The following is a 20,627-nucleotide window of genomic DNA, read 5'->3' on the forward strand; positions in this document are numbered from 1 at the left end:
CCGACGGGGAGGAGAGGACCCGATGGTGGACGCGACGACGAGGTTCTTCGAGGACCTCGACCGGCGGGAGTACGAGCCCCTGCTGGACAAGTCCTCCGGGACCCTGCGCCTGGACCTGCACGAGGGGGCGCAGACGACGCACTGGCTGGTGCGGATAGACCGGGGCCGGGTCCGGGTGAGCCAGGAGGACCAGGACGCCGACACGGTGGTGGGCACCACCCCGGCGCTCTTCGAGGACCTCGCCACCGGGCGGGAGGACGGGATCGCGGCGCTGCTGCGGGGGGACCTGACGGTGTCGGGGCAACTCCGGCTGCTGGTGCAGTTGGAGCGGCTCTTCCCCGGCCACCCGGACGCCCGCGGCCCCCGCCGGCGTTTCCAGGGCCAGCGGGAGGTGCGGTGATGGCGCAGAACAACACGATCCGGATCCTGGACGGCAGCACCTTCGTCGTGTCGGAGGACACCGGGGACATCGAGGCCACGCCGAGCGAGCCGACCGGATTCTTCTCCCTGGACACCCGGTTCCTGTCCAGGTGGGTGCTGACGGTGAACGGGGAGCGGCTCACGCCGCTGTCGTACGACGACCTCCAGTACTACGAGGCGCGGTTCTTCCTGGTGCCGGGGATGGCGACGCACTACATCGACGCCAAGCTGTCGATCATCCGGGAGCGGACGGTGGGGGGCAGCTTCCAGGAGCAGCTCACCATCCTCAACCACGACGAGAAGCCGGTCGACCTGGAGATCAGGATGGACGCGGCGTCCGACTTCGCCGACCTGTTCCAGGTCAAGGACGAGATCCTGAACAAGAAGGGCGAGATATTCACGGAGGTCGAGACCGACCGGCTGCGCCTGGGCTACCGGCGGGGCAACTTCAGGCGGGAGACGACCATCTCCGCGTCCCCGCCGGCCCGGTACGACCGCAACGGCTTCGCCTACACGATCCACCTCGAACCCAACCAGAGTTGGGAAGCCCAGATCGAGGTCGGCACCTTCGCCGGCGCTCAGGGTGGCCGGGACCTGCGGATGGGGCTGGGGGCGCACGGCGACGAGCGGCTCGCCCTCCAGCACGACCTGGAGGAGTGGATCGCCAAGGCGCCCAAGGTGAACAGCCAGCACGAGCGGGTCGCCTCGACCTACCGGCGCAGCCTGATCGACCTGGCCGCGCTGCGCTTCTCGCCGCTGTCGCTCGGCGGGGCGTCACTGCCGGCCGCCGGCCTGCCCTGGTTCATGACCATGTTCGGCCGGGACAGCATCCTGACCTGCCTGCAGACGCTGCCGTTCACGCCGGACCTGTCGAAGACCACGCTGCGGATCCTGGCCTCCCTCCAGGGCACCCGGTTCGACGACTTCCGGGACGAGGACCCGGGTCGGATCCTGCACGAGATGCGGTACGGCGAGACCGCCGCCTTCGAGGAACAGCCGCACTCGCCGTACTACGGGTCGGTGGACGCCACCCCGCTGTTCCTGGTGCTGCTCGACGAGTACGAGAAGTGGACCGGCGACGTCGAGCTGGTCAGGGAGTTGGAGCGGGAGTGCCGCGCCGCGCTGAAGTGGATCGACGACTACGCCGACCTGGTCGGCACCGGCTACATCTGGTACGAACGGCGCAACACCGACACCGGCCTGGAGAACCAGTGCTGGAAGGACTCCTGGGACTCCATCTCCTACCGGGACGGCACGCTGCCGCCGTTCCCCCGGGCCACCTGCGAGGTGCAGGGGTACGCGTACGACGGGAAGCTGCGGGCCGCCCGGCTGGCCCGGGAGTTCTGGGACGACCCGGAGTTCGCCGACCGGCTGGAGCGGGAGGCGGCGGCGCTGAAGGAACGGTTCAACCGGGACTGGTGGGTGGAGGACGGCGAGTACTACGCGCTGGCGCTCGACCCGGACGGCCGCCAGTGCGACGTGCTGAGTTCCAACATCGGCCACCTGCTGTGGAGCGGGATCGTCGACCACGAGCGGGCCGAGAAGATCGCCCACCATCTGGTCGGGCCCCGGCTCTTCACCGGCTGGGGGGTGCGGACGCTGGCCGAGGGGGAGGTCCGCTACAACCCGGTCGGCTACCACAACGGCACGATCTGGCCGTTCGACAACTCGTTCATCGCCTGGGGCCTGCGCCGGTACGGCTTCGCCGAGGAGGCGGCGGTCATCGCCAGCGGCATCCTCGACGCGAGTACCTACTTCCAGGGCCGGTTGCCGGAGGCGTTCGGCGGCTATCCCCGGGAGCTGACCAAGTTCCCGGTCGAGTATCCGACGGCGTGCAGCCCGCAGGCCTGGTCGACCGGCACGCCGCTGCTGCTGCTGCGGACGATGCTCGGCCTGGAGCCGCACGAGGGGCACCTCGCGGTGGACCCCCGGCTGCCGATCGGGATGGGCCGCATCGAGGTGCTGGACATCCCGGGCCGGTGGGGCCGGGTGGACGCGTTCGCCCGGGGCCGCCTCGACATGCACCGGCTCACCGAGTGACGACCGGTCCCGGCCGGACGGGCGACCCGGCCCGTCCCACCAAGCCCGCCGGCCGACCGCACCGCGGCCGGCCGGCGACGCGGCTCGATGGGCCACGCGCCACCGTCGGCGGGCTGGCGTGCGGCTCAGGTCGGCAGGGTAAGTTCGCGCCATGCCGGAACTCGTGTACCCGCCCGTGATCGCCGCCGCCAAGACGATGTTCCGGGTCCTGGACCTGAAGATCACTATCGAGGGCGACCACCACGTCCCGCGTACCGGCGGGGCGGTCATGGCCAGCAACCACGTCAGCTACCTGGACTTCATCTTCTGCGGGCTGGGCGCGCACCCGTCGAGGCGGCTGGTGCGGTTCATGGCCAAGAAGTCGGTGTTCACGCACAAGGTGTCCGGCCCGCTGATGCGCGGCATGCGGCACATCCCCGTGGACCGGCGGGCGGGCGCCGGCTCGTACGCGACGGCGGTCAGCGCGCTCAGGCGCGGCGAGGTGGTCGGCGTCTTCCCCGAGGCGACGATCAGCCGCTCGTTCACGGTCAAGGCACTCAAGAGCGGGACCACCCGGATGGCGGCCGAGGCCGGCGTGCCGGTGCTGCCGGTGGCGCTCTGGGGCACCCAGCGGCTCTGGACCAAGGGCCGGCCGCGCACCCTGACCCGCCGCCACACCCCGATCACCATCCTGGTGGGCGAGCCGATGGACCCGGCCGCCTACCCGGACGCCAACGCGATGACCGTCGACCTGAAGACGCGGCTGAGCGCGCTGGTCGACCGGGCCCAGCGGGAGTACCCGGACCAGCCCGCCGGCCCCGACGACACCTGGTGGCTCCCGGCGCACCTCGGCGGCACCGCCCCGACCCCGGAGGAGGCCGCCGCCCTGGAAGCCCCCGCCCGCCGCCCCGCCACCCCCTGACCCACCGCGAAGGCCGGGCGGGTGGCCGGATCGGTCCGGTCCGGGGCGGGATGGTGTCTGCCGCGCCGGCGTCCGCCCGGTCAGGATTCACCGTATGAGCAGAGCAGCACTCGTCGTCATCGACGTCCAGGAGTCCTTCCGGCAGCGCCCGATCTGGGCGTACGCCTCGAACCCCGACATCGTCGCCCAGGTCGGCCGGCTGGTCGACGCGGCCCGCGAGCGCGGTGACCTGGTCGTCTGGGTCCTGCACGCCGAGCCGGGCAGCGGCGGCGTCTTCGACCCGGCCGGCGGGCACGTGCGGCTGATCGAGGGCCTGTCGGCGGCCCCGGGGGAGCCGAGGCTGGTGAAGACGTCGCACAACGCGTTCACCACCACCAACCTCCAGCAGACCCTGACGATGGCGGGCGTCCGCGAGATCACCGTCTGCGGGATCCGCACGGAGCAGTGCGTCGAGACCACCGCCCGGGTCGGCTGCGACCTCGGCTACGAGGTGACCTTCGTGACGGACGCGACGGTCACCTTCCCGACCCCGCACCGGGACCTGCCGGCCACCGCCACGCTGGAGGAGGTCCTCGCCGACCCGCGCACCCTGTCGAACGAGGACATGATCGCCCGCACCGAGTACGCCCTCGCGGGCCGCTTCGCCACCGTCCGCACCGTCGCCGAGGTGACCGGCGTGGTCCCGGCCGGCGTACGGGGCTGAGCCGATGGCCCGGGTCGTCTTCCTGCTCGTCCCGCAGGTGCACCTGCTGGACCTCGCCGGGCCGGCCCAGGTCTTCTCCACCGCCGCCGACCTCGGGCACGACTACCGCCTGCACTACGTCGCCGACCGGGAGGTCGTGCCGACCGTGCAGGGCGTACCGCTGGTGGCCGGGCTGGAATGGCCCGAGCTGACCCGTGACGACCTGGTGCTCGTGCCCGGGTGGCGGCCCCGCGCGCACGGGCCGCAGGGGCCGGTCGGGCCGGACGACCTGCGGCGGCTGGCCGACCACCACGCCGCGGGCGGCACCGTCGCCAGCGTCTGCGCCGGGGCGTACGCTCTCGGCCGGGCCGGCCTGCTCGACGGCCGCCGCTGCACCACCCACCACGAGGTGCAGGACGAGCTGGCCCGGCGGTTCCCGGCGGCGCGGGTGGTGCGCGACGTGCTCTACGTGGTCGACGACCGCGTGGTCACCTCGGCCGGCATCGCCAGCGGCATCGACGTGGCGCTGCACCTGGTGGCCACCCGGCACGGCCCGGCGGCGGCGGCCCGGATCGCCCGCACGCTCGTCGTCCACTCCCGGCGCAACGGCCACGAGCAGCAGGCCAGCGCCACGATGCGGCACCGGTCGCACCTGTCCGACGCGGTGCACCGGGTGCAGGACCTGATCGACCACCACTTCGCCGAGCCACTGCCGCTGGCCGACCTGGCCGCCGCGGGCGGGGTGGCCGAGCGGACGCTGACCCGGCTCTTCCGGCAGGCCACCGGACTGACCCCGCTCGGCTACCAGCAGACCCTGCGGGTGGAGCGCGCTGAGCACCTCATCGGGCACGGCGCCACCGTGGAGGCGGCTGCCCGCACGGTCGGGTTCACCGATGCCCGGATGCTGCGCCGGCTGCGGGCCCGTGCCACCCACGGTCGAAGCGTCCCCGCTGGTAGTAGTCGTCCCGGGAACGGAACTCCACCGGCAGCGACCCCGGCAGGGTGATCCGGGCGACGCCGGCGGACAACCCCGCCCCGGCCCGCACCGCCAGCACGTCCCGCTCCGGCGGCGAGAGATCCACCAGCTCGGGGTGGGCCAGCCGGAACGCGGCCACCGCCCGGCGCGCCCGGCGGGCCAGCTCGGCGACCTCCTCGGCGGGGCCGGCGAGGCCGAGGGCGGGCTGCTGGATGGTGCGCAGCGCGTCGCAGACCACCAGCAGCCGGGCCTGCTCGTCCGGCCCGGGCGGCAGCAGCTCCAGCCGGGACGGCCACTGCCAGCGGATCTGGCCCCTGACCAGACCCGGCAGCCGGACGACCCGGCGGTGCCGGGCGCCGTCGCGCGCCCCGTCGGCCAGGCCGAGCCGCGGCCCGTCCCCGACGTACGCGATCCGCCGGTCGGCCGCCACCTGCGTCACCGCCGGGCCGGTCGGCTCCGGGCCGTGCTCGCCGCCGCCCCTCAGCCGCCGGCTCGGTCGGCTCCGGGCCGTGTCCGCCGCTGCCCTCAGCCGCCGGCTCGGTCGGCTCCGGGCCGCGCCGCCGCCAGCAGGTGCCCGCTGGCGCCGATCACCTCCGGATCGCGCTCGAAGAGCGTCGCGCAGCGCAACACCTCCGCGAACAACGGCCCGTCGGCCTCCGGCCCGCCCGCCACGGCCAACAGCGGCCACAGCGGACCCTCGACGCCGTACAGGTCTGGCCGGGGAAGCCCGGCCGTCCCGAACTCGTCGACCACCTCGTCCGGCCGGTGGAAGTAGGCGGTGGTGAAGCCGCTGCCCGCGTCGTTGACGCCGGTCGCGTAGGTGCGCAGCAGGGCGGGACGGGTGTGGTCGTCCACCCGCCCCTGCCGAGTGAGATCCATCAGCGGCGCCTGCCGGCTGATCGTCGCCGTGACCACCAGGCCGCCGGGCCGGGTCAGGCGGGCCGCCTCGCGCAGTGCGGCGACCCGGTCCGCGCGACCGGTCAGATGGTAGAGCGGCCCGAGCAGCAGGGTCACGTCGGCGCAGCCGTCGGCGAGCGGCAGACGCCGTGCGTCGCCGATCGTGGCGCTCACCCCCGGATGCGCGCGCCGGGCCGCCGCCGCGTGCGCGGGGACCAGGTCGACCAGGTGCACCCGATGGCCGGCGGCCGCCAGCCACCCCGCGTACGCGCCGGGGCCGCCGCCGACGTCCAGCACCGTCGCCGGTGCCGGCGGCAGCAGCCGGGTCAGGACCTGGCGGGTGCGCAGCCCCTCCAGCCGCCCCAGCGGGGTCTGCTCCAGCCGGTCCGCCTCCACGAAGACGTCGGTGTAGTAGCGCACGATGTCCGGCTCCGCCGGTCGGGACCCCGCCATCCGTCGATGCTGGCCACGAGCCGGCAGTGCTGTCACGTCAATTTGTCGGCCGGGCGCTCAGTTGACCGGCAGGGCCCTGGGGCCGCCGCCGGCGATCGACCGGGTCAGCTTCCGTCCACCCGACCAGAACCAGCAGCGCACCCCCCGGTCACCGCGTGCCCACGCCTCCTCTGACGGGAACCGGTAGGTGGTGCCGGTGCGGTAGCGGAGCATGCCGTCGACCGGCACCTTCGCGTAGCGGGCGATGACCGTCCGGCACTTCGCGTGGATCGCGTCCTCGTCCTTCGTCGCGTCGTCGTACCGGCCGTCCGGGGCGGTCCAGATGCCCGCGTACTCGAACCGGTGCGGCTCGCCGCAGGCCACCGGCTCCAGGTTGCCCCAGCGGTTCTCCTCGGCGCAGGTGAACGTCAGCGAGGAGGGAGCCTTGAGGACGTCCCGCAGGGTGCCGGTGCGGGGCACGACCGGGTCGACCACGCCGCCGCCGGTGCCGCCCGCGGCGAGCTCGAGCAGGTCGCAGCGGTACCACCGGCTGCCACCAGCCCAGCCGGGCGGCGAGGTGGGCGCCACCTGCACCGACAACCGCGCGCCGCGCCACTCGCCACCGACGAACACCTTCGCCTCGGCGTCGCACTCGGCGAACGCGGTGCGCATCGCCATCGACTCGACGCGGGGCGGGATCGGGCGCGCGGCGAGCTCACCCGTGAACGTGCCGATGTGGAACGTCTCGACCAGGTGCGACTTCGCGCAGTCGACCGGCTGGTGGCTCGTGAGGTACGCGGTCGGGTCGGCGACCGCGTGGCACTCACCTGCCTGCGGTACGAACTGGCGGGCCTCGGCGACCGGCCGCCAGTCGTCGGTCAGGTCGCCGTCGGTGCCCGGCGGGGTGCCGCACCCGCTCAGCACCCCCGCGACCAGCGCGGCCGAAAACGTGACGCCCAGCCAGCGTCGCATGTCGCCCTCCCCGTGCCCCGTGACAACCGGCGCAGCATATGGCACCGGCCGGCGGGAGCGCGTGCCGCCGGATTGAGCCCAGTCGCAGGCCCAGGTCGCGCAGCAGCGCGACCTGGGCGGGGTGGGGACGACCTCCCGGTTGACGTGCAGCACGAGCGCCGCCAGCGCCCGGTTCGCGTACGGCACAGGCCGGCCGGCGGGCGCAGTCGTCGCACCGTGCCATTTCGATGCCGGTGCTACGTTCACGCCATCGCCGCCTCACCAGCCAGGAGCCGACCGTGAAGAGGTACGTGAGCCTGTTCGGCGTCATCGTGGCGACGGCGGGCCTAGCCGTCGTCGGCACCCTCGCCGGCGCATACCTGGCCGACCGCACCGCGACCCGGCAGCAGGATCCCACCGCCGCGGTCACCGGCAGCACCGGCCGCCCGTCGACCGGATCCGGGAACGCCGACCCCGGCCACTCGGCGTCGCCGGGCCGGTCGGTGTCGCCGGGCCCGTCCGCGTCGCCCAGCCAGGCGCAGCCCGCGCCCCGGACGTACCGGCTCGACCGGCCGATCTACGAACAGGCGTCGCTGAGCGTCACGCTGGTCAGCGCCGAGACCAGCGGCGGAAAGCTGCGGCTGAACATCAGTTACCGCAACGACTCGCGGCTCGCGTGGCCGGTGAGCTGCCCGGCCGTCGACGTCGACCTGGTTTCCTCACACCTCACCCTGTCGGACGGGCGGACCGTGCGTCCCGAGAGGACGTGGTGCGCCACGACACGGGCCGGTCAGTCCTTCAACATCGGGCCGGGCGAGCAGATCAACAGCTGGGCCGTCTACCCGGTGGTCCCGGAGGCCGCGTCGTCCTTCGAGCTGAGCTGGTACGACTTCCCCACCCTCGACGTCCGGCTCAGGTGACCGCCACGACGCTGCGGCCACGTGTCGTAGCCGTCGCCTGTCCTCCGCGCGTGCCCCACGTCGAGCCTCCCGGGCCGCCTTCCGCGAACTGCCCGAGTGCCCCGCCCCGCTTCCGCCGGCCGCCTGGAACCAGACCGCCGCCGAGCCCGACGCGGTGGCCGGGCACCTCGCCCGCGTCGCCGTGGCCACCGCTTTCCACCCGCTCGGGGCTCCGAGGACGTGGGTTGACGTGAGTGCGCCCGGCAGGATTCGAACCTGCGGCCTTGGGATTAGAAGTCCCCTGCTCTATCCGCTGAGCTACGGGCGCGCGGCGTACGTGTCGCGCGTGAAGGGTACCGCCGACCACGGGGTGGCCGGTGGAACGGGTGGTCGCGTCCCATGTCGTCGATCAGGGTCGCACGCACCCCCGGCGGAGGTCACCCGGGTTCCGCCGTCGGCGCGGCCCGGCGGTCGACGGGTCGTACCCTCGGCTGGTGCTGCTTGACCCGGACACCGAGAACGACGTCGCCTACGAGCTGTGCCAGCTCCTCGGCCGCGCGATCCTGCCCATCCGCCGGACCGACGCCGGGCCGGCGGACGGCGGACGGGACGAGGGCACGGCGTTCTTCTTCACCGGGCAGGGGCGGGAGTACCTGCTGACCGCCGACGCCCTCACCCACGCCCCGGCCGGGGAGATCGGGCTGCGGGCGAGCGTGACCGAGCCGGCCGGGGTGTCGGCGGACGCCGTGGCCCTGCCGGACTACGCCGCCCGGTGGCACCATCGCGGGGACCTCGGCGTGGCCGTCATGCCCACCGGCGGCCTGCACGAGCACGCCGACGGCGAGGGCTGGCGGTGGCGTACCCAGCAGGTGCCGGACGGGATCGCGGCCGACCGGGACGCGATCGCCCGGATCGGCGCGGAGCCGGGCTCGGCCATCGTGCTCGCCCACGGGGCCGGCGCGGACGGCGCCCGGCCGCTGGAGGTGGCGATCGAGCGGGTGACGCGCGTGGGCGACGCCGTCCGGATCACCGCGGAACTGCCGCTCGGCTACGTCGGCGCGCCGGTGTTCGGGGTCCAGGCCGGCGACGGTGAGGTGGGCCTGCGGTGCCTCGGGCTCGTCCTGCCGGCCCGCGACGGCGGTCACCCGCTGGCCACCTTCGACCGCATCCGCGAGGCCGTCGCCGCCGTGTGAGGGTGCGTCGGCCGCCGGCTCAGCCGCCCTGCGCGGGCACACCCGCCTGGTCGGCCCCGTCTGCGGGCCGCCGGCTCGCCGGTGGCCGCTCTCCGTCACGGACCGTCGGCCCGGCGTCGAAGAACGCGTCGGCCCAGCGCCCGACCTCCGCGAAGACCTTCTCGCGTACGGCGGGGCCGGAGAGCGTGAGGTCGTGCATGCCGCCGTCGAAGCGTGCCACGGTGACGTGCCGGCCGAGGCGGGGCGCCCAGCGGACCATGTGCTCGACGTCGAGGACGGCGTCGGCGAGCGCGGCCGACTCGTGCCACTTCGTGCCCTTGAACGAGCGCGTCGAGCAGGCGAGCAGCACCGGCACCCGGATGTCCAGCCCGGCGCGGAGCTGCCGCTGGGCGGTACGGATGGCGTTCAGCCAACCGGCCCGGACGGGGAACCCGGCGAGCGGCTTCCACGCCAGGTTGTAGTTCCACTCGCCGTGGTGGTCGGCGTGGATGGTCTGGCTGTAGACGGTGCCCAGCCCGAACGGCAGGACGCGGCGCGGCGCGCGGCGGCCCAGCGGGGCGACGGCGGCGGCGAGCGGCCGGCGTACCGCCCAGGGGGCGTTGATGTCGAAGAAGGGGCTGTTCAGGAAGAGCCCGTCGATGATCCCGGCGTCGCGGCGGGCGTGCGCCCAGAGCGGCATGATCAGGCCGCCGGTGGAGTGGCCCATCGCGAGCAGGGTGTCGTGCCCGTCGTCCTCGCGGATGATCGTCGCGGCGGCGTCCAGCTCCGGGAAGTAGTCGCTGACGTCGCGGCAGAAGTTCGGGGTCTGGTGGGGCAGCAGGCTGCGGCCGTGCTTGCGCAGGTCGACGGCGTAGAAGTCCCACCCCCGCTCGGCGAAGAAGTGGCCGAGGTGGGCCTGGAAGAAGTAGTCGGTGAAGCCGTGCGTGTAGAGCACGGCCCGCCTGGTCGGGCGGTCGGCGCGGCGACGGACCAGGGTGGCCACCACCGGCCCCTCGTCGTCGGTGCCCAGGTCGATCGTCTGCCGCTCGTACGGCGGGCCCAGCACGTCCGGTTCCACGAACGCGACGGTACGCCGGCGAGCTACCGGGCGGTAGCCCCGCCGTGCCCCGGCCCCGTCCGCCCGCACCACGGACGGGGCCTCGGGCGTACGCCTCAGACCGTCTCCACCTCGGCGCGGGCCGGGTCGGTGTCCGGGTCGCTCCCGGTTCCGGTCTCGACGGCCGGCTGGCCGACGTCCCGCAGGTGCTTGTTGTGCCGCGGCTCCTGCTTGGTCTTCGCGTCGTTGAGCCGCCGCCGCAGGTCGTCCCGGACGTCGTTGAGCGCGGCGTGCAGGTCCTCCTCGGCGGACGTGGTGACGATCTTCTGCCGGCCGGCGATCCAACACTCCAGGGTGACCTTCTGTCCCTTGGCCTCCCGGTCCTTCACCGACAGTTCCAGCTCGGTGGCGTCGGCGTGGAACCCGGCCAGCCGGGCGTCCAGCGTGGCGAACTGCTCCGCGATCCAGTTCCGGTCGCCCTGGGAGAACCCGGCGCCGACCCGCAGGCACTCGGCGACGGTGGCCGGGTTGGCGACGGCGCTCATCGCCGCACCTGGCCGGAGACGAAGGTGGTTGCGGTGCTGGTCATCATCATGATCGCTGACCTCTCGTTCGTCGTGCTGTCGGCGGTGCGGTTGATCGAATCCATACCCCGCCGCCTTCCGTCCGGAACGTGACCTCTCCGGTGTCCCGATCATCTGCCGGACGCCGTGGGCGCCCCCAGGGCCGCTCGGCCCTAGCACACCGGGACCTTGATCAGGTCTTTGTCCACAGGCGGTCCGGCTGTCCACAGGCCGGCGGGCGACGGTGGCGCCGGTCGTGCCCGACGGCCCAGGCTCGACACCGAGTCGACTCGCGATGGCAAGCCCGATCTCCCCCTGGAGGGACGATGTTCGACACCTACGTCACGGTCGTGGGCAACGTGTTGACGGCCCCGGAGTGGCGCCGCACCACCCAGAGCAACACCCTGGTGGCCAACTTCAAGGTCGCCTCCACCGCGCGCCGGCTCGACCGCGACAGCGGTCGCTGGGTCGACGGCAACAGCCTGCGCGTCCGCGTCAACTGCTGGCGCAAGCTCGCCGAGGGCGTGGCCGCCTCGGTGATGGTCGGCGACCCGGTGGTGGTCTGCGGGCGGCTCTACACCCGCGACTGGACCGACGACGCCGGCAACCACCGCACCCTCTACGAGCTGGAGGCGGTCGCCGTCGGTCACGACCTGTCCCGGGGCCGGGGCCGGTTCATGCGCAACCGGCCGAGCATGACCACCAGCACCGTCGAGGACGCGGAGGCCGAGCACCGGGTGCACGGCGAGGCGACCGAGCCGGTGCCGGACGAGGACGCCCCCGCCCTGCCCGACGGCCGGCTGCTCGACGTCGAGTTCGAGCTGCCCGACTTCGGCCCGTCCGGGGCCGGCCCCGGCCTGCCGGCCGACGCCGGCTTCGACGGCTCGCTCGACCCCTTCGACGACCCGGCGGACGGCAGCCGCGACGAGGAACCCGACGGCCCCGCGCCGGAGGCCGGCGGCCCGACGTCGGCGCCCGAGGAGTCCGACGCGGCAGCGGGCACGCGCCCCGAGGAGACCGGCGCGGGCCTCACCGCGAACGGGCGCGGCCGACGGGGTCGGGGGCGGGTGCCGCAGCCGGCGTGACCGGGCGGGCCCGGGCGACACGACGGGGGCGGGGTGACGTCGGCCACGCCGTCGTCACCCCGCGTGTCTCCCGCGCCCCAAGTCCGGCGATCCGGTCCGGCGACCCGGCTGGTGCCGGCGGGCGCGTCCCCCGGCAGCGGGCGGGCGCGTCCCGTGGCGGTCGGGGGACTGCGGTCGGAGGACTCTGTCGGCGAGCACGGCCCTCGTCGGCGTGGCACGGCCCCTGCCGGGGTCCTTGTCGGCGGGCACCCCCTGTCGGTGGGGCTTGTCGGCGTGGCACAGCCCCTGTCGGCGGGCCGCCCGGTCGCTGGCCCGCGAGTTCCGGTCGCTCCCGCCCGATGGCGGGAAGGCGCTCGGCTAGGCTGGCCGGCCGGAGGTGATGGCGGGTGCGACAGGCGACGCCGGTGGCGACCGCGGCGGGACTGGTCGCGGGGTACGCACTCGACGCGCTCCTCGGCGACCCCCGCCGCTACCACCCCGTGGCCGGTTTCGGCCGCGCCGCCGGAGCCCTGGAGCGGCGGATCTACCGCCCGGACAGGGGCGCCGGCACGGCGTTCGCCGCGCTGGCGGTCGGGGCGCCGGTGCTGCTCGGCGTGGCCGCGACGGTTGCCACCCGAAACCGCCCGGTGGCCCGGGCCGCGCTGGTCGCTGCCGGGACCTGGACGGTGCTGGGCGGGCGTACCCTGCGGCACGAGGCCACCGTGATGGGGCGGGCCCTGCGCGACGGCGACCTGCCGGCGGCGCGGCAGCGGCTCGGTCATCTCTGCGGCCGGGACCCGTCGACGCTCGACGAGCCCGAGCTGGCCCGTGCGACCGTGGAGTCGGTCGCCGAGAACACGTCGGACGCCGTCGTCGCCCCGCTGCTCTGGGGCGCGGTCGCGGGCCTGCCCGGCCTGCTCGGCTACCGGGCGGCGAACACCCTCGACGCGATGGTGGGGCACCGCTCGCCCCGCTACGCCCGGTTCGGCACCCCGGCCGCCCGCCTCGACGACCTGCTCAACCTGGTGCCCGCGCGGCTGACCGGGCTGCTCACCATCGCCGTCGCGCCGACCGCCGACGGCGACCGGGAACGCGCCTGGCGGGTGTGGCGCCGGGACCGCGACGACCACCCCAGCCCGAACGCCGGGCAGTGCGAGGCCGCGATGGCCGGCGCCCTCGGCGTACGGCTCGGCGGGCGCAACGTCTACTTCGGCCGCTCGGAGGTGCGGCCGTTCCTCGGCGACGGCCCCCGGCCCGAGGCGCGGCACCTGAAGCGGGCCGCCCGGATCTCGGGCGCGGTCGGGCTGGCCGCGCTCGGCCTGGCGGCCGCCTACCCGCTGACCGTCGGTCGCCTGGTGACCGCCGTCGGCCGCCGCGCCCTCGGCCGGGGTGCAGTGGTGCGGCGCGTGCTGCGGCGGCCCGACACCGGGCAGGGCATCCTCGGGCAGCGCGACGGGAATCGAAGCACCACCGGCCCGCTGGTGGGCGCCGCCGGTCGGCTGGCGGGCGCCGCCGGTCCGTTGGTGGGCGCCGCCGGTCCGCTGGTGGGCGCGACCGGTCGCCGCGTCGCGGTGACGGCGGGGCGGGGGAGCGGCCGGTGAGCGGCGGGCTGCTGGTCGCCGGCACGACCTCCGACGCCGGCAAGAGCGTGCTCACCGCCGGCATCTGCCGGTGGTTGCACCGCCGGGGCGTGAAGGTGGCGCCGTTCAAGGCCCAGAACATGTCCAACAACTCGGCCGTGGTCGTCGGCGCGGACGGCCGGGGCGGCGAGATCGGCCGGGCCCAGGCGATGCAGGCGGCGGCCTGCGGGCTCGCCCCCGACCTGCGGTTCAACCCCGTCCTGCTCAAGCCGGGCAGCGACCTGGCCAGCCAGGTGGTGCTGCTCGGCGAGGCCGTCGACACGGTCACCGCCGGCAACTTCCGCCAGCTGCGGCCCCGCCTCGCCGAGACGGCGTACGCGGCGCTCGCCGAGCTGCGGGAGGCGTACGACGTGGTGATCTGCGAGGGGGCGGGCAGCCCAGCGGAGATCAACCTGCGGGCCGGCGACTACGTCAACATGGGCCTGGCCCGGCACGCCAACCTGCCCACGATCGTGGTCGGCGACATCGACCGGGGCGGGGTGTTCGCCTCGATGTTCGGCACCGTCGCACTGCTGGACCCGGCCGACCAGGCGTTGATCGCCGGGTTCGTGATCAACAAGTTCCGGGGCGACCTCGGGCTCCTCCGGCCCGGGCTGGACATGCTGCACCGGGTCACCGGTCGGCCGACGTACGGGGTGCTGCCCTGGGCGCTCGACCTCTGGCTCGACGCCGAGGACTCGCTCGCGTACGGGCGGGTGCTCGGCCGGCCGGCCGCCCCGCGCGGCACCGACTGGCTGGACGTCGCCGTGGTCCGGCTGCCCCGGATCAGCAACGCCACCGACGTCGAGGCGCTCGCCACCGAGCCCGGCGTACGGGTGCGGCTGACCGTCGAGCCGGCCGAGCTGGCCGCCGCCGACCTGGTCGTCCTGCCCGGCTCGAAGTCGACGGTGGCGGACCTGGCCTGGCTGCGGGAGACCGGGCTCGCCGACGCGGTGCTGGCGCACGCGGCGGCGGGCAGGCCGCTGCTCGGCATCTGCGGCGGCTTCCAGATGCTGGCCCGGGCCATCCACGACCCGGTGGAGAGCCGGCAGGGGAGCGTGCCGGGGCTGGGCCTGCTGCCGATCGAGGTCACCTTCGACCCACGCAAGACCGTCCGGCAGTCGGTCGGGACCGCCGGCGGCGACGTCCCGGTCCGTGGCTACGAGATCCACCACGGCTACGTCTCGCACGCCGATCCCACGCTGACCCCGCTGCTGACCTGCGCTGACGGCAGCGGCGAGGGCGCGGTGGCGGGCACCGTGCACGGCACCCACTGGCACGGAGCCTTCGAGTCCGACGAATTCCGCCGCCGTTTCCTGACCGAGGTGGCCCGGCTGGCCGGCCGGTCCGGCTTCCGGGTCGCGCCGGACACGTCGTTCGCCGCCGCCCGCGAGCGCTCCCTCGACCTGCTCGGCGACCTGGTCGAGGAGTACCTGGACACCGATGCCCTCTGGCGCCTCGTCGAGACCGGCCCGCCGGCCGGCCTCCCCTTCATTCCACCCGGCGCCCCACCGGCCCCCTGACGGCGCCCCCGCCCCGCGCACGTCCGTGCCGGCCTTGCCGTGCGGTGTAGCCCTGCGCTTGCGGTGTGTGCCGGCGCTTGCGGCGTGCGCCTACGCCGTGCGGCGTGTGCTTGCGGTGTGCCCCGTGCCGCGCACCTTCGCGCCACCGATGGTGGTTCCATGGACGGGGCAGCTCGACAGTGGCCGGACGGTGGGAGGCGGATCCGGACCCGCCGGATCGGACCCGCCGGATCGGACCGTCGGTGCGGAGTCAGTAGCGGATGTCGGCCGGGCGGTCGGACATGGGCAAACCCGCGTCGCGCCACGCCTGCACGCCGCCGATCATGTCGGTGGCGCGGTGCAGCCCGAGCGCCCGCAGGCTCGCCACCGCGAGGCTGGAGGCGTAGCCCTGCCGGCACACCACGACGATGCGCCGGTCGTAACCCGTGGCCTCGGGGATCCGCCAGGCGCTGGCCGGGTCCAGCCGCCATTCCAGCACCGTCCGGTCGATCACGATGGCACCCGGGAGGTCGCCCTGTTCCCGGCGCTGCACGTCGGTGCGGGTGTCGACCAGCAACGCCCCGGTGCGGACCGCCTCGACGGTCTGGTGCGGGGTCAGCCGGCGCACCCCTGCGCGGGCCTGTTCCAGCAGGGCGTCGACGCCCGGACTCATCACGCTGTGGGACACCAGCCGATCATCCCGCCCGGTCCGGGGCCCCGCCGACCGAACGCCCCGGCCAGCCCGACGACCGCTCGTTCGGGCGACCCCCGATCGGTGGGCCCGCACGGCGGTCGCCCCCCGACGCCCCGCCGAGGCCGGCCCACGCGCCGTCCGGCGCGGCTCGCCCTCGTCGGTCCGCTCCGCGCGGCTCGCCCGTCGTCGGTCCGCTCCGCGCCTCCCACTACCGTCGGCCAGGTGGCGGTGGCGGTGGTCGAGGCGTACGACCGGTTGGCCCGGCGGGTGCTCGCCGGGCCGGCGCGGTTGGGGCGGACCCGGCTCGTGGTGGTGGACGGGCCGAGCGGCGCGGGCAAGAGCGTGTTCGCGGCGCGGCTCGCGGACGCCCTCGCCGACCTGCCCGGCGCCGGGCGGCCGCCCGTGGTGCACACCGACGACCTGCTCGACGGGTGGGACGACCAGCTCACCTTCTGGCCCCGGCTCGAAGAGTGCGTGCTGGCGCCGCTGCGCGCCGGTCGGCCGGGGGCGTACCGCCGGTACAGCTGGGTCCGCCGGGCCTTCCTGCCCCGCCCGGTGCCGGTGCCGGTCGCGCCGGTGCTGGTGGTCGAGGGGGTCAGCGCGGCGCGGGTCGCAACCGCGGCCGACCGCACCCTCGCCGTCTTCGTCACCGCCCCGGCGCCGCTGCGGCTCACCCGGGCCGTGCGGCGGGACGGTTCCGGGATCCTGCCGGAGCTGCGCCGCTGGCACCTCGGGGAGCGGGCGCACTTCGCCGCGGACCGCACCGAGGCCCGGGCCGACCTGGTGGTCGACGGCGCGCCGACCCTGCCGCACGACGCCGCCCGCTACTACGTGCGGCGGCCCTGACCAGCCAGCGTGGCCATGGCCTCGGGCGAGGCGACGGGTAAGGCCGGCATACGATGCCGGTCATGACCACACCGATCATGTCCGAGTCCGAGGTCCGGGCCGCCGTCGAGCGGGAGCTGCCCGGCGTCCGTGCCGACCTGGAACGCCTCGTCCGCATCCCCGGCATCGCGTTCGAGGGCTTCGACCACTCGCACGTGGAGCGCTCCGCCGAGGCGGTGGCCGAGCTGCTGCGCGGCTGCGGCCTCGACGTCAAGATCGTGCGCTCCGGCGGCCAGCCGGCGGTCATCGGGAAGAAGCCCGCCCCGCCCGGTGCGCCGACGGTGCTGCTCTACGCCCACCACGACGTGCAGCCGGTGGGCGACCTGTCCCTGTGGGAGTCGGACCCGTTCGAGCCCGTGGAGCGGGACGGCCGGCTCTACGGCCGGGGTGCCGCCGACGACAAGGCCGGCATCATGGCGCACGTCGCGGCGCTGCGCGCGTTCGGGGACGCGCTGCCGGTGGGCGTGGTCCTGTTCATCGAGGGCGAGGAGGAGTACGGCTCCGACTCGCTGGAGCGGCTGCTCGCCGAGCACCGCGACGAGATCGCGTCGGACGTCATCGTCATCGCCGACTCCGGCAACTGGGACATCGGCGTGCCGGCGCTGACCACCTCGCTGCGTGGCATCGTCAACTGCTTCGTCGAGGTGCGCACCCTCGACCACGCCGTGCACAGCGGCATGTTCGGCGGCGCCGTGCCGGACGCGCTGACCGCGCTGGTCCGGCTGCTGGCCACCCTGCACACCGACGCCGGCGACGTCGCCGTCGACGGCCTGGTGGGCCGGGAGGGTGCGGTCGTCGACTACCCGGAGGAGCGGATCCGCGCCGAGGCCGGGCTGAGCGAGGGCGTCGACTTCATCGGCACCGGGCGGATCACCGACCGGCTCTGGACCAAGCCGGCCCTCGCGGTGCTCGGCATCGACGCCCCGGCCACCGGCGAGGCGCCGAACGCCCTGGTTCCGACCGCGAAGGCGAAGCTGAGCGTGCGGCTCGCGCCGGGCGACGACCCCAAGCGGGCGTACGCGGCCCTGCGCGCCCACCTGGAGAAGTACGCGCCGTGGGGTGCGCGGGTGACCGTCACCTTCGAGCACGACGGTGACCCGTGTGTCATCGACGCCTCCGGCCCGATGTTCGACGCCGCCCGTTCGGCGTTCCGGACCGCCTGGGACGGCACCGACCCGGTGGACATCGGCGTCGGCGGCTCGATCCCGTTCATCGCCACCTTCCAGGAGATGTTCCCGGGGGCGGCGATCCTGGTGACCGGCGTCGAGGACCCGCACGCCCGGGCGCACGGCCCGAACGAGAGCCTGCACCTCGGCGAGTTCGCCCGGGTCTGCCTGGCCGAGGCGCTGCTGCTGAAGAAGGTCGCCGAGGCGGGCGCCGACGGGCGTTAGGTGTCGGAACCGTAACTTCCGGGTCGATGTGGGAGTTTGCGGTGTGTCGGGCGCGGGCTTGTTATAGCCTCTCGAACATGCGTACGAACGAGGTGATGAGCCGGCTCGAAGCCGCCGTCAGCGCTCTGGGGGACGTCGATGTCTCCGCGTGGCCCGAGGACACGCTCAAGGAACAGCTTGGTGAGCTCTCCGCCGCCCTGGTCGCGCTCGACACGGTGCTCTCCCGGGTCGCCGACGAGATCCGCGCCCGCGGGCTCCGCATCGAGGAGCCCGTCTCGGCCTGACCGCCCGGCCGCGTGACGACCCGGGCACGGCAATGCCCGGGTGGTGTCGGGGGTGGCTGGCAGGATGGACCCGTGCGGTTCATCGACCTGGCAGCCACCTCCGCCGCCGTCGGCGCCACCCGGGCCCGGCGGGCCAAGGTGGAGCTGCTCGCCGAGGCGCTGCGGTCGCTCGACCCCGACGAGGTCGCGGCCGGCTCGGGGTGGCTGGCCGGCGAGCTGCGCCAGCGGCAGACCGGGGTGGGCTGGGCGAGCCTGCGTGACCTGCCGCCCCCGGCGGCCGAGCCGACCCTGACCGTGGCCGCCGTCGACGCGGCCGTCGACGAGATCGCGGCGGTGCGTGGGCCGGGTTCGCAGGCCCGCCGCCGGGCGCTGCTCGGTGCGCTCTACGCCGCCGCCACCGCCGACGAGCAGCGGCTGCTGACCGGCCTGTTCAGCGGCGAGCTGCGGCAGGGCGCCCAGGCGGGGCTGCTCGCCGACGCGGTGGCCCGGGCGGCCGACGTGCCGGTCGCCGCCGTACGCCGGGCTCTGCTGCTCGCCGGCGACCTGCGGGCGGTCGCGGTCGCCGCGCTCGACGGCGGCGCGCCGGCGCTGGCCGCCTTCGGCCTCCAGGTCGGCCGCCCGCTCGCGCCGATGCTGGCCCAGAGCGCGCCCTCGGTGGACGAGGCGCTCGCCGCCACCGGGACGCCCGCCGTGGTCGACGTCAAGCTCGACGGCATCCGGATCCAGGTGCACCGCTCCGGCCACGACATCGCCGTCTTCACCCGCAGCCTCGACGACATCACCGCCCGGGTGCCCGAGGTGGTCGCCGCCGTGCGGGCGCTGCCCGCCCGCGAGCTGGTGCTCGACGGCGAGGCGATCGGGCTCGACGCGACGGGCCGGCCGCTGCCCTTCCAGGAGACGTCGAGCCGCGCGGCGCGGCGCACCACGCCGAGCACCACCGGCCGGGCCCCGGTCGCCCCGGCCGTGCTCGCCGCCGCCGAGTCCACCGGCGAGACGGTGCTGACGCCGTACTTCTTCGACCTGCTGCACCTCGACGGCAACGACCTGATCGACCTGCCCGGCCGGGAGCGCTGGGCCGCGCTCGCCGCCGCCGTCGACCCTCCGCTGCTGGTCGGTCGGATGGAGGTCGACGGCCCGGAACGGGCCGGCGAGGCGTTCGCCGCCACGGTCGACGCCGGCCAGGAGGGGGTCGTGGTGAAGGCGCCCGACGCCCCCTACGACGCCGGCCGCCGGGGCGCCGCCTGGGTCAAGGTGAAGCCCCGGCACACCCTCGACCTGGTGGTGCTCGCGGTGGAGTGGGGCAGCGGCCGGCGCCAGGGCTGGCTGTCCAACCTGCACCTCGGCGCGCGGGACCCGCGCACCGGCGACTTCGTGATGCTCGGCAAGACGTTCAAGGGCCTGACCGACGAGGTGTTGCGCTGGCAGACCGAGCGGTTCCTCTCGCTCGCCGTCGAGCGCGGCGACTGGGTGGTGCGAGTCCGCCCCGAGCAGGTGGTCGAGATCGCCTTCGACGGGGTGCAGAGCAGTTCCCGCTACCCGGGCGGGGTGGCGCTGCGCTTCGCCCGGGTGGTGCGCTACCGCGACGACAAGACGGCGGCCGAGGCCGACACCATCGACGCCGTACGCGCGATCCACGCAGGGCGGGCCGGCGGCTGACCGCCCGGCGGGGGTGTGCCGGGCGGCGCGAGCCGTGGGCGGGTCACATGTTCGACAGCGACCGGGCGTAGTTGACCTGGTTGTTGATGTGCTGCACCTGGGCCTGGTTCGCGACGGGGATCCGGGCCACGTACTGCTGGGCGCCGTTCGACACGGTGACCTGCACGGTGCCGTGGTGCCGGGTCTCCTTGATCAGCAGGAACAGCAGGCTGAAGAAGGTCAGGCAGAAGAAGCCGACGATGGCGCACACCACCGCCCAGGTGGCGGTCTTCTGCTCCTGCTGCCAGTGGTCGACGACGTGCCAGGAGGCGCCGGCGAGCGGCAGCACGCCGGCCGGCGTACGGATCACCGGCGGGCTCACCATGATCTCGCCGATCTGCACCGCCACCGCGCCCTGCGCGGGCGGCGGGTAGCCGGCCGGCAGCGGGCCCGGCTGCCCGGCCGCGGGCGCCATCACCGGCGGGTGCGGTCCCGGCCGGACCAGATCCGTACCGGGTGCCGCCGCGTAGGGCTGGGCGGGCGGGGCGGAGTACTGCGCGGCT

18 protein-coding genes, 1 tRNA gene and 3 pseudogenes are annotated in these 20,627 nt (G+C 74.9%); 14 read left to right on the plus strand and 8 right to left on the minus strand.

What is annotated here, in order from left to right:
* Positions 1 to 22 precede the first annotated feature (22 nt).
* The 5 genes from AB0L34_RS13555 to AB0L34_RS13575 all read left to right on the plus strand — a co-directional run bounded on the left by AB0L34_RS13555 (position 23) and on the right by AB0L34_RS13575 (position 5,049).
* Positions 23 to 400 carry an SCP2 sterol-binding domain-containing protein gene (locus tag AB0L34_RS13555; protein ID WP_350708581.1) on the plus strand — a complete coding sequence of 126 codons (378 nt, stop codon included), beginning with the start codon at positions 23 to 25 and terminating at the stop codon, positions 398 to 400.
* A complete protein-coding gene (locus AB0L34_RS13560) occupies positions 400 to 2,460 on the plus strand; it encodes a glycogen debranching N-terminal domain-containing protein (RefSeq protein WP_363704681.1) in 2,061 nt (686 codons plus the stop codon). The genes AB0L34_RS13555 and AB0L34_RS13560 overlap by 1 nt, the downstream gene beginning before the upstream one ends.
* Before the next feature lie 151 nt (positions 2,461 to 2,611).
* Positions 2,612 to 3,361: a lysophospholipid acyltransferase family protein gene (locus AB0L34_RS13565; protein ID WP_363704683.1), complete on the plus strand. Its 750-nt coding sequence runs from the start codon at positions 2,612 to 2,614 to the stop codon at positions 3,359 to 3,361.
* A gap of 94 nt (positions 3,362 to 3,455) precedes the next feature.
* The gene (locus tag AB0L34_RS13570) at positions 3,456 to 4,064 is read left to right on the plus strand and encodes an isochorismatase family protein (protein WP_363704685.1); all 609 of its coding nucleotides are present in this window, start codon (positions 3,456 to 3,458) and stop codon (positions 4,062 to 4,064) included.
* 4 nt (positions 4,065 to 4,068) lie between these two features.
* Positions 4,069 to 5,049, plus strand: coding sequence for a DJ-1/PfpI family protein (locus AB0L34_RS13575; protein ID WP_363704687.1), 981 nt, complete (start codon positions 4,069 to 4,071; stop codon positions 5,047 to 5,049).
* Here the strand turns inward: AB0L34_RS13575 and AB0L34_RS13580 are convergent.
* The 3 genes and pseudogenes from AB0L34_RS13580 to AB0L34_RS13590 form a co-directional block, all read right to left on the minus strand.
* Positions 4,931 to 5,440, minus strand: a pseudogene (locus tag AB0L34_RS13580) (hypothetical protein); the annotation flags it as partial. The gene AB0L34_RS13575 and the pseudogene AB0L34_RS13580 sit on opposite strands and share 119 nt — an antisense overlap.
* 104 nt (positions 5,441 to 5,544) lie before the next feature.
* A complete protein-coding gene (locus tag AB0L34_RS13585) occupies positions 5,545 to 6,369 on the minus strand; it encodes a class I SAM-dependent methyltransferase (protein ID WP_363704689.1) in 825 nt (274 codons plus the stop codon).
* A gap of 57 nt (positions 6,370 to 6,426) precedes the next feature.
* On the minus strand, positions 6,427 to 7,320 hold the full coding sequence (locus AB0L34_RS13590; protein ID WP_363704691.1) for a septum formation family protein: 894 nt from the start codon (positions 7,318 to 7,320) through the stop codon (positions 6,427 to 6,429).
* Positions 7,321 to 7,598: 278 nt separating this feature from the next.
* Here AB0L34_RS13590 and AB0L34_RS13595 point away from each other — a divergent pair, with 278 nt between their 5' ends.
* Positions 7,599 to 8,219, plus strand: coding sequence for a hypothetical protein (locus AB0L34_RS13595; protein WP_363704693.1), 621 nt, complete (start codon positions 7,599 to 7,601; stop codon positions 8,217 to 8,219).
* 234 nt (positions 8,220 to 8,453) lie between these two features.
* Here AB0L34_RS13595 and AB0L34_RS13600 read toward each other — a convergent pair.
* Positions 8,454 to 8,526: transfer RNA gene (locus tag AB0L34_RS13600), tRNA-Arg, on the minus strand.
* Positions 8,527 to 8,692: 166 nt separating this feature from the next.
* Between AB0L34_RS13600 and AB0L34_RS13605 the strand changes: the two genes are divergently transcribed.
* Positions 8,693 to 9,391 (plus strand): hypothetical protein, encoded by a 699-nt coding sequence (locus AB0L34_RS13605; RefSeq protein ID WP_357695587.1) that lies wholly within the window; start codon positions 8,693 to 8,695, stop codon positions 9,389 to 9,391.
* 19 nt (positions 9,392 to 9,410) lie between these two features.
* On the opposite strand, the gene AB0L34_RS13610 is transcribed toward AB0L34_RS13605, so the two are convergent.
* Positions 9,411 to 10,448, minus strand: coding sequence for an alpha/beta hydrolase (locus AB0L34_RS13610; protein WP_363704695.1), 1,038 nt, complete (start codon positions 10,446 to 10,448; stop codon positions 9,411 to 9,413).
* Between the two features lie 95 nt (positions 10,449 to 10,543).
* Entirely contained in the window at positions 10,544 to 10,972 is a 429-nt protein-coding gene (locus AB0L34_RS13615; protein WP_363704697.1) for an HPF/RaiA family ribosome-associated protein, read from the minus strand.
* A gap of 344 nt (positions 10,973 to 11,316) precedes the next feature.
* On the opposite strand from AB0L34_RS13615, the gene AB0L34_RS13620 reads away from it, so the two are divergent.
* From AB0L34_RS13620 to AB0L34_RS13630, 3 genes are all read left to right on the plus strand, one after another.
* Positions 11,317 to 12,075 carry a single-stranded DNA-binding protein gene (locus AB0L34_RS13620; RefSeq protein ID WP_363704699.1) on the plus strand — a complete coding sequence of 253 codons (759 nt, stop codon included), beginning with the start codon at positions 11,317 to 11,319 and terminating at the stop codon, positions 12,073 to 12,075.
* A 404-nt stretch (positions 12,076 to 12,479) separates the two neighbouring features.
* Complete coding sequence (locus AB0L34_RS13625) at positions 12,480 to 13,655, plus strand: cobalamin biosynthesis protein (RefSeq protein ID WP_363704705.1); 1,176 nt, start codon at positions 12,480 to 12,482, stop codon at positions 13,653 to 13,655.
* The gene (locus AB0L34_RS13630; RefSeq protein ID WP_363704701.1) at positions 13,652 to 15,196 is read left to right on the plus strand and encodes a cobyric acid synthase; all 1,545 of its coding nucleotides are present in this window, start codon (positions 13,652 to 13,654) and stop codon (positions 15,194 to 15,196) included. The genes AB0L34_RS13625 and AB0L34_RS13630 overlap by 4 nt, the downstream gene beginning before the upstream one ends.
* 250 nt (positions 15,197 to 15,446) lie before the next feature.
* Here the strand turns inward: AB0L34_RS13630 and AB0L34_RS13635 are convergent, their stop codons facing one another.
* The gene (locus AB0L34_RS13635; RefSeq protein WP_363704707.1) at positions 15,447 to 15,848 is read right to left on the minus strand and encodes a rhodanese-like domain-containing protein; all 402 of its coding nucleotides are present in this window, start codon (positions 15,846 to 15,848) and stop codon (positions 15,447 to 15,449) included.
* Between AB0L34_RS13635 and AB0L34_RS13640 the strand changes: the two are divergent.
* From AB0L34_RS13640 to AB0L34_RS13655, 4 genes and pseudogenes are all read left to right on the plus strand, one after another.
* Positions 15,783 to 16,800 (plus strand): annotated as a pseudogene (locus tag AB0L34_RS13640) (hypothetical protein); the annotation flags it as partial. The gene AB0L34_RS13635 and the pseudogene AB0L34_RS13640 overlap by 66 nt on opposite strands.
* On the plus strand, positions 16,793 to 18,145 hold the full coding sequence (locus AB0L34_RS13645; protein WP_363704709.1) for a dipeptidase: 1,353 nt from the start codon (positions 16,793 to 16,795) through the stop codon (positions 18,143 to 18,145). The pseudogene AB0L34_RS13640 and the gene AB0L34_RS13645, both read left to right, overlap by 8 nt.
* Before the next feature lie 77 nt (positions 18,146 to 18,222).
* The gene (locus AB0L34_RS13650; protein ID WP_350686124.1) at positions 18,223 to 18,429 is read left to right on the plus strand and encodes a hypothetical protein; all 207 of its coding nucleotides are present in this window, start codon (positions 18,223 to 18,225) and stop codon (positions 18,427 to 18,429) included.
* A 72-nt stretch (positions 18,430 to 18,501) separates the two neighbouring features.
* Positions 18,502 to 20,085: an ATP-dependent DNA ligase gene (locus tag AB0L34_RS13655; RefSeq protein ID WP_363704703.1), complete on the plus strand. Its 1,584-nt coding sequence runs from the start codon at positions 18,502 to 18,504 to the stop codon at positions 20,083 to 20,085.
* 43 nt (positions 20,086 to 20,128) lie between these two features.
* Here AB0L34_RS13655 and AB0L34_RS13660 read toward each other — a convergent pair.
* Positions 20,129 to 20,627: pseudogene (locus AB0L34_RS13660) on the minus strand (hypothetical protein); the annotation flags it as partial.

This window comes from Micromonospora sp. NPDC052213, assembly GCF_040679695.1.
Classification (GTDB): Bacteria; Actinomycetota; Actinomycetes; order Mycobacteriales; family Micromonosporaceae; genus Micromonospora.

Bases quoted from the DNA above. Each gene is read 5' to 3' on its own strand.
- AB0L34_RS13555 (WP_350708581.1), top strand. From the start codon at position 23: ATGGTGGACGCGACGACGAGGTTCTTCGAGGACCTCGACCGGCGGGAG.
- AB0L34_RS13560 (WP_363704681.1), top strand. From the start codon at position 400: ATGGCGCAGAACAACACGATCCGGATCCTGGACGGCAGCACCTTCGTC.
- AB0L34_RS13565 (WP_363704683.1), top strand. From the start codon at position 2,612: ATGCCGGAACTCGTGTACCCGCCCGTGATCGCCGCCGCCAAGACGATG.
- AB0L34_RS13570 (WP_363704685.1), top strand. From the start codon at position 3,456: ATGAGCAGAGCAGCACTCGTCGTCATCGACGTCCAGGAGTCCTTCCGG.
- AB0L34_RS13575 (WP_363704687.1), top strand. From the start codon at position 4,069: ATGGCCCGGGTCGTCTTCCTGCTCGTCCCGCAGGTGCACCTGCTGGAC.
- AB0L34_RS13585 (WP_363704689.1), bottom strand. From the start codon at position 6,369: ATGGCGGGGTCCCGACCGGCGGAGCCGGACATCGTGCGCTACTACACC.
- AB0L34_RS13590 (WP_363704691.1), bottom strand. From the start codon at position 7,320: ATGCGACGCTGGCTGGGCGTCACGTTTTCGGCCGCGCTGGTCGCGGGG.
- AB0L34_RS13615 (WP_363704697.1), bottom strand. From the start codon at position 10,972: ATGAGCGCCGTCGCCAACCCGGCCACCGTCGCCGAGTGCCTGCGGGTC.
- AB0L34_RS13620 (WP_363704699.1), top strand. From the start codon at position 11,317: ATGTTCGACACCTACGTCACGGTCGTGGGCAACGTGTTGACGGCCCCG.
- AB0L34_RS13635 (WP_363704707.1), bottom strand. From the start codon at position 15,848: ATGAGTCCGGGCGTCGACGCCCTGCTGGAACAGGCCCGCGCAGGGGTG.
- AB0L34_RS13645 (WP_363704709.1), top strand. From the start codon at position 16,793: ATGTCCGAGTCCGAGGTCCGGGCCGCCGTCGAGCGGGAGCTGCCCGGC.
- AB0L34_RS13650 (WP_350686124.1), top strand. From the start codon at position 18,223: ATGCGTACGAACGAGGTGATGAGCCGGCTCGAAGCCGCCGTCAGCGCT.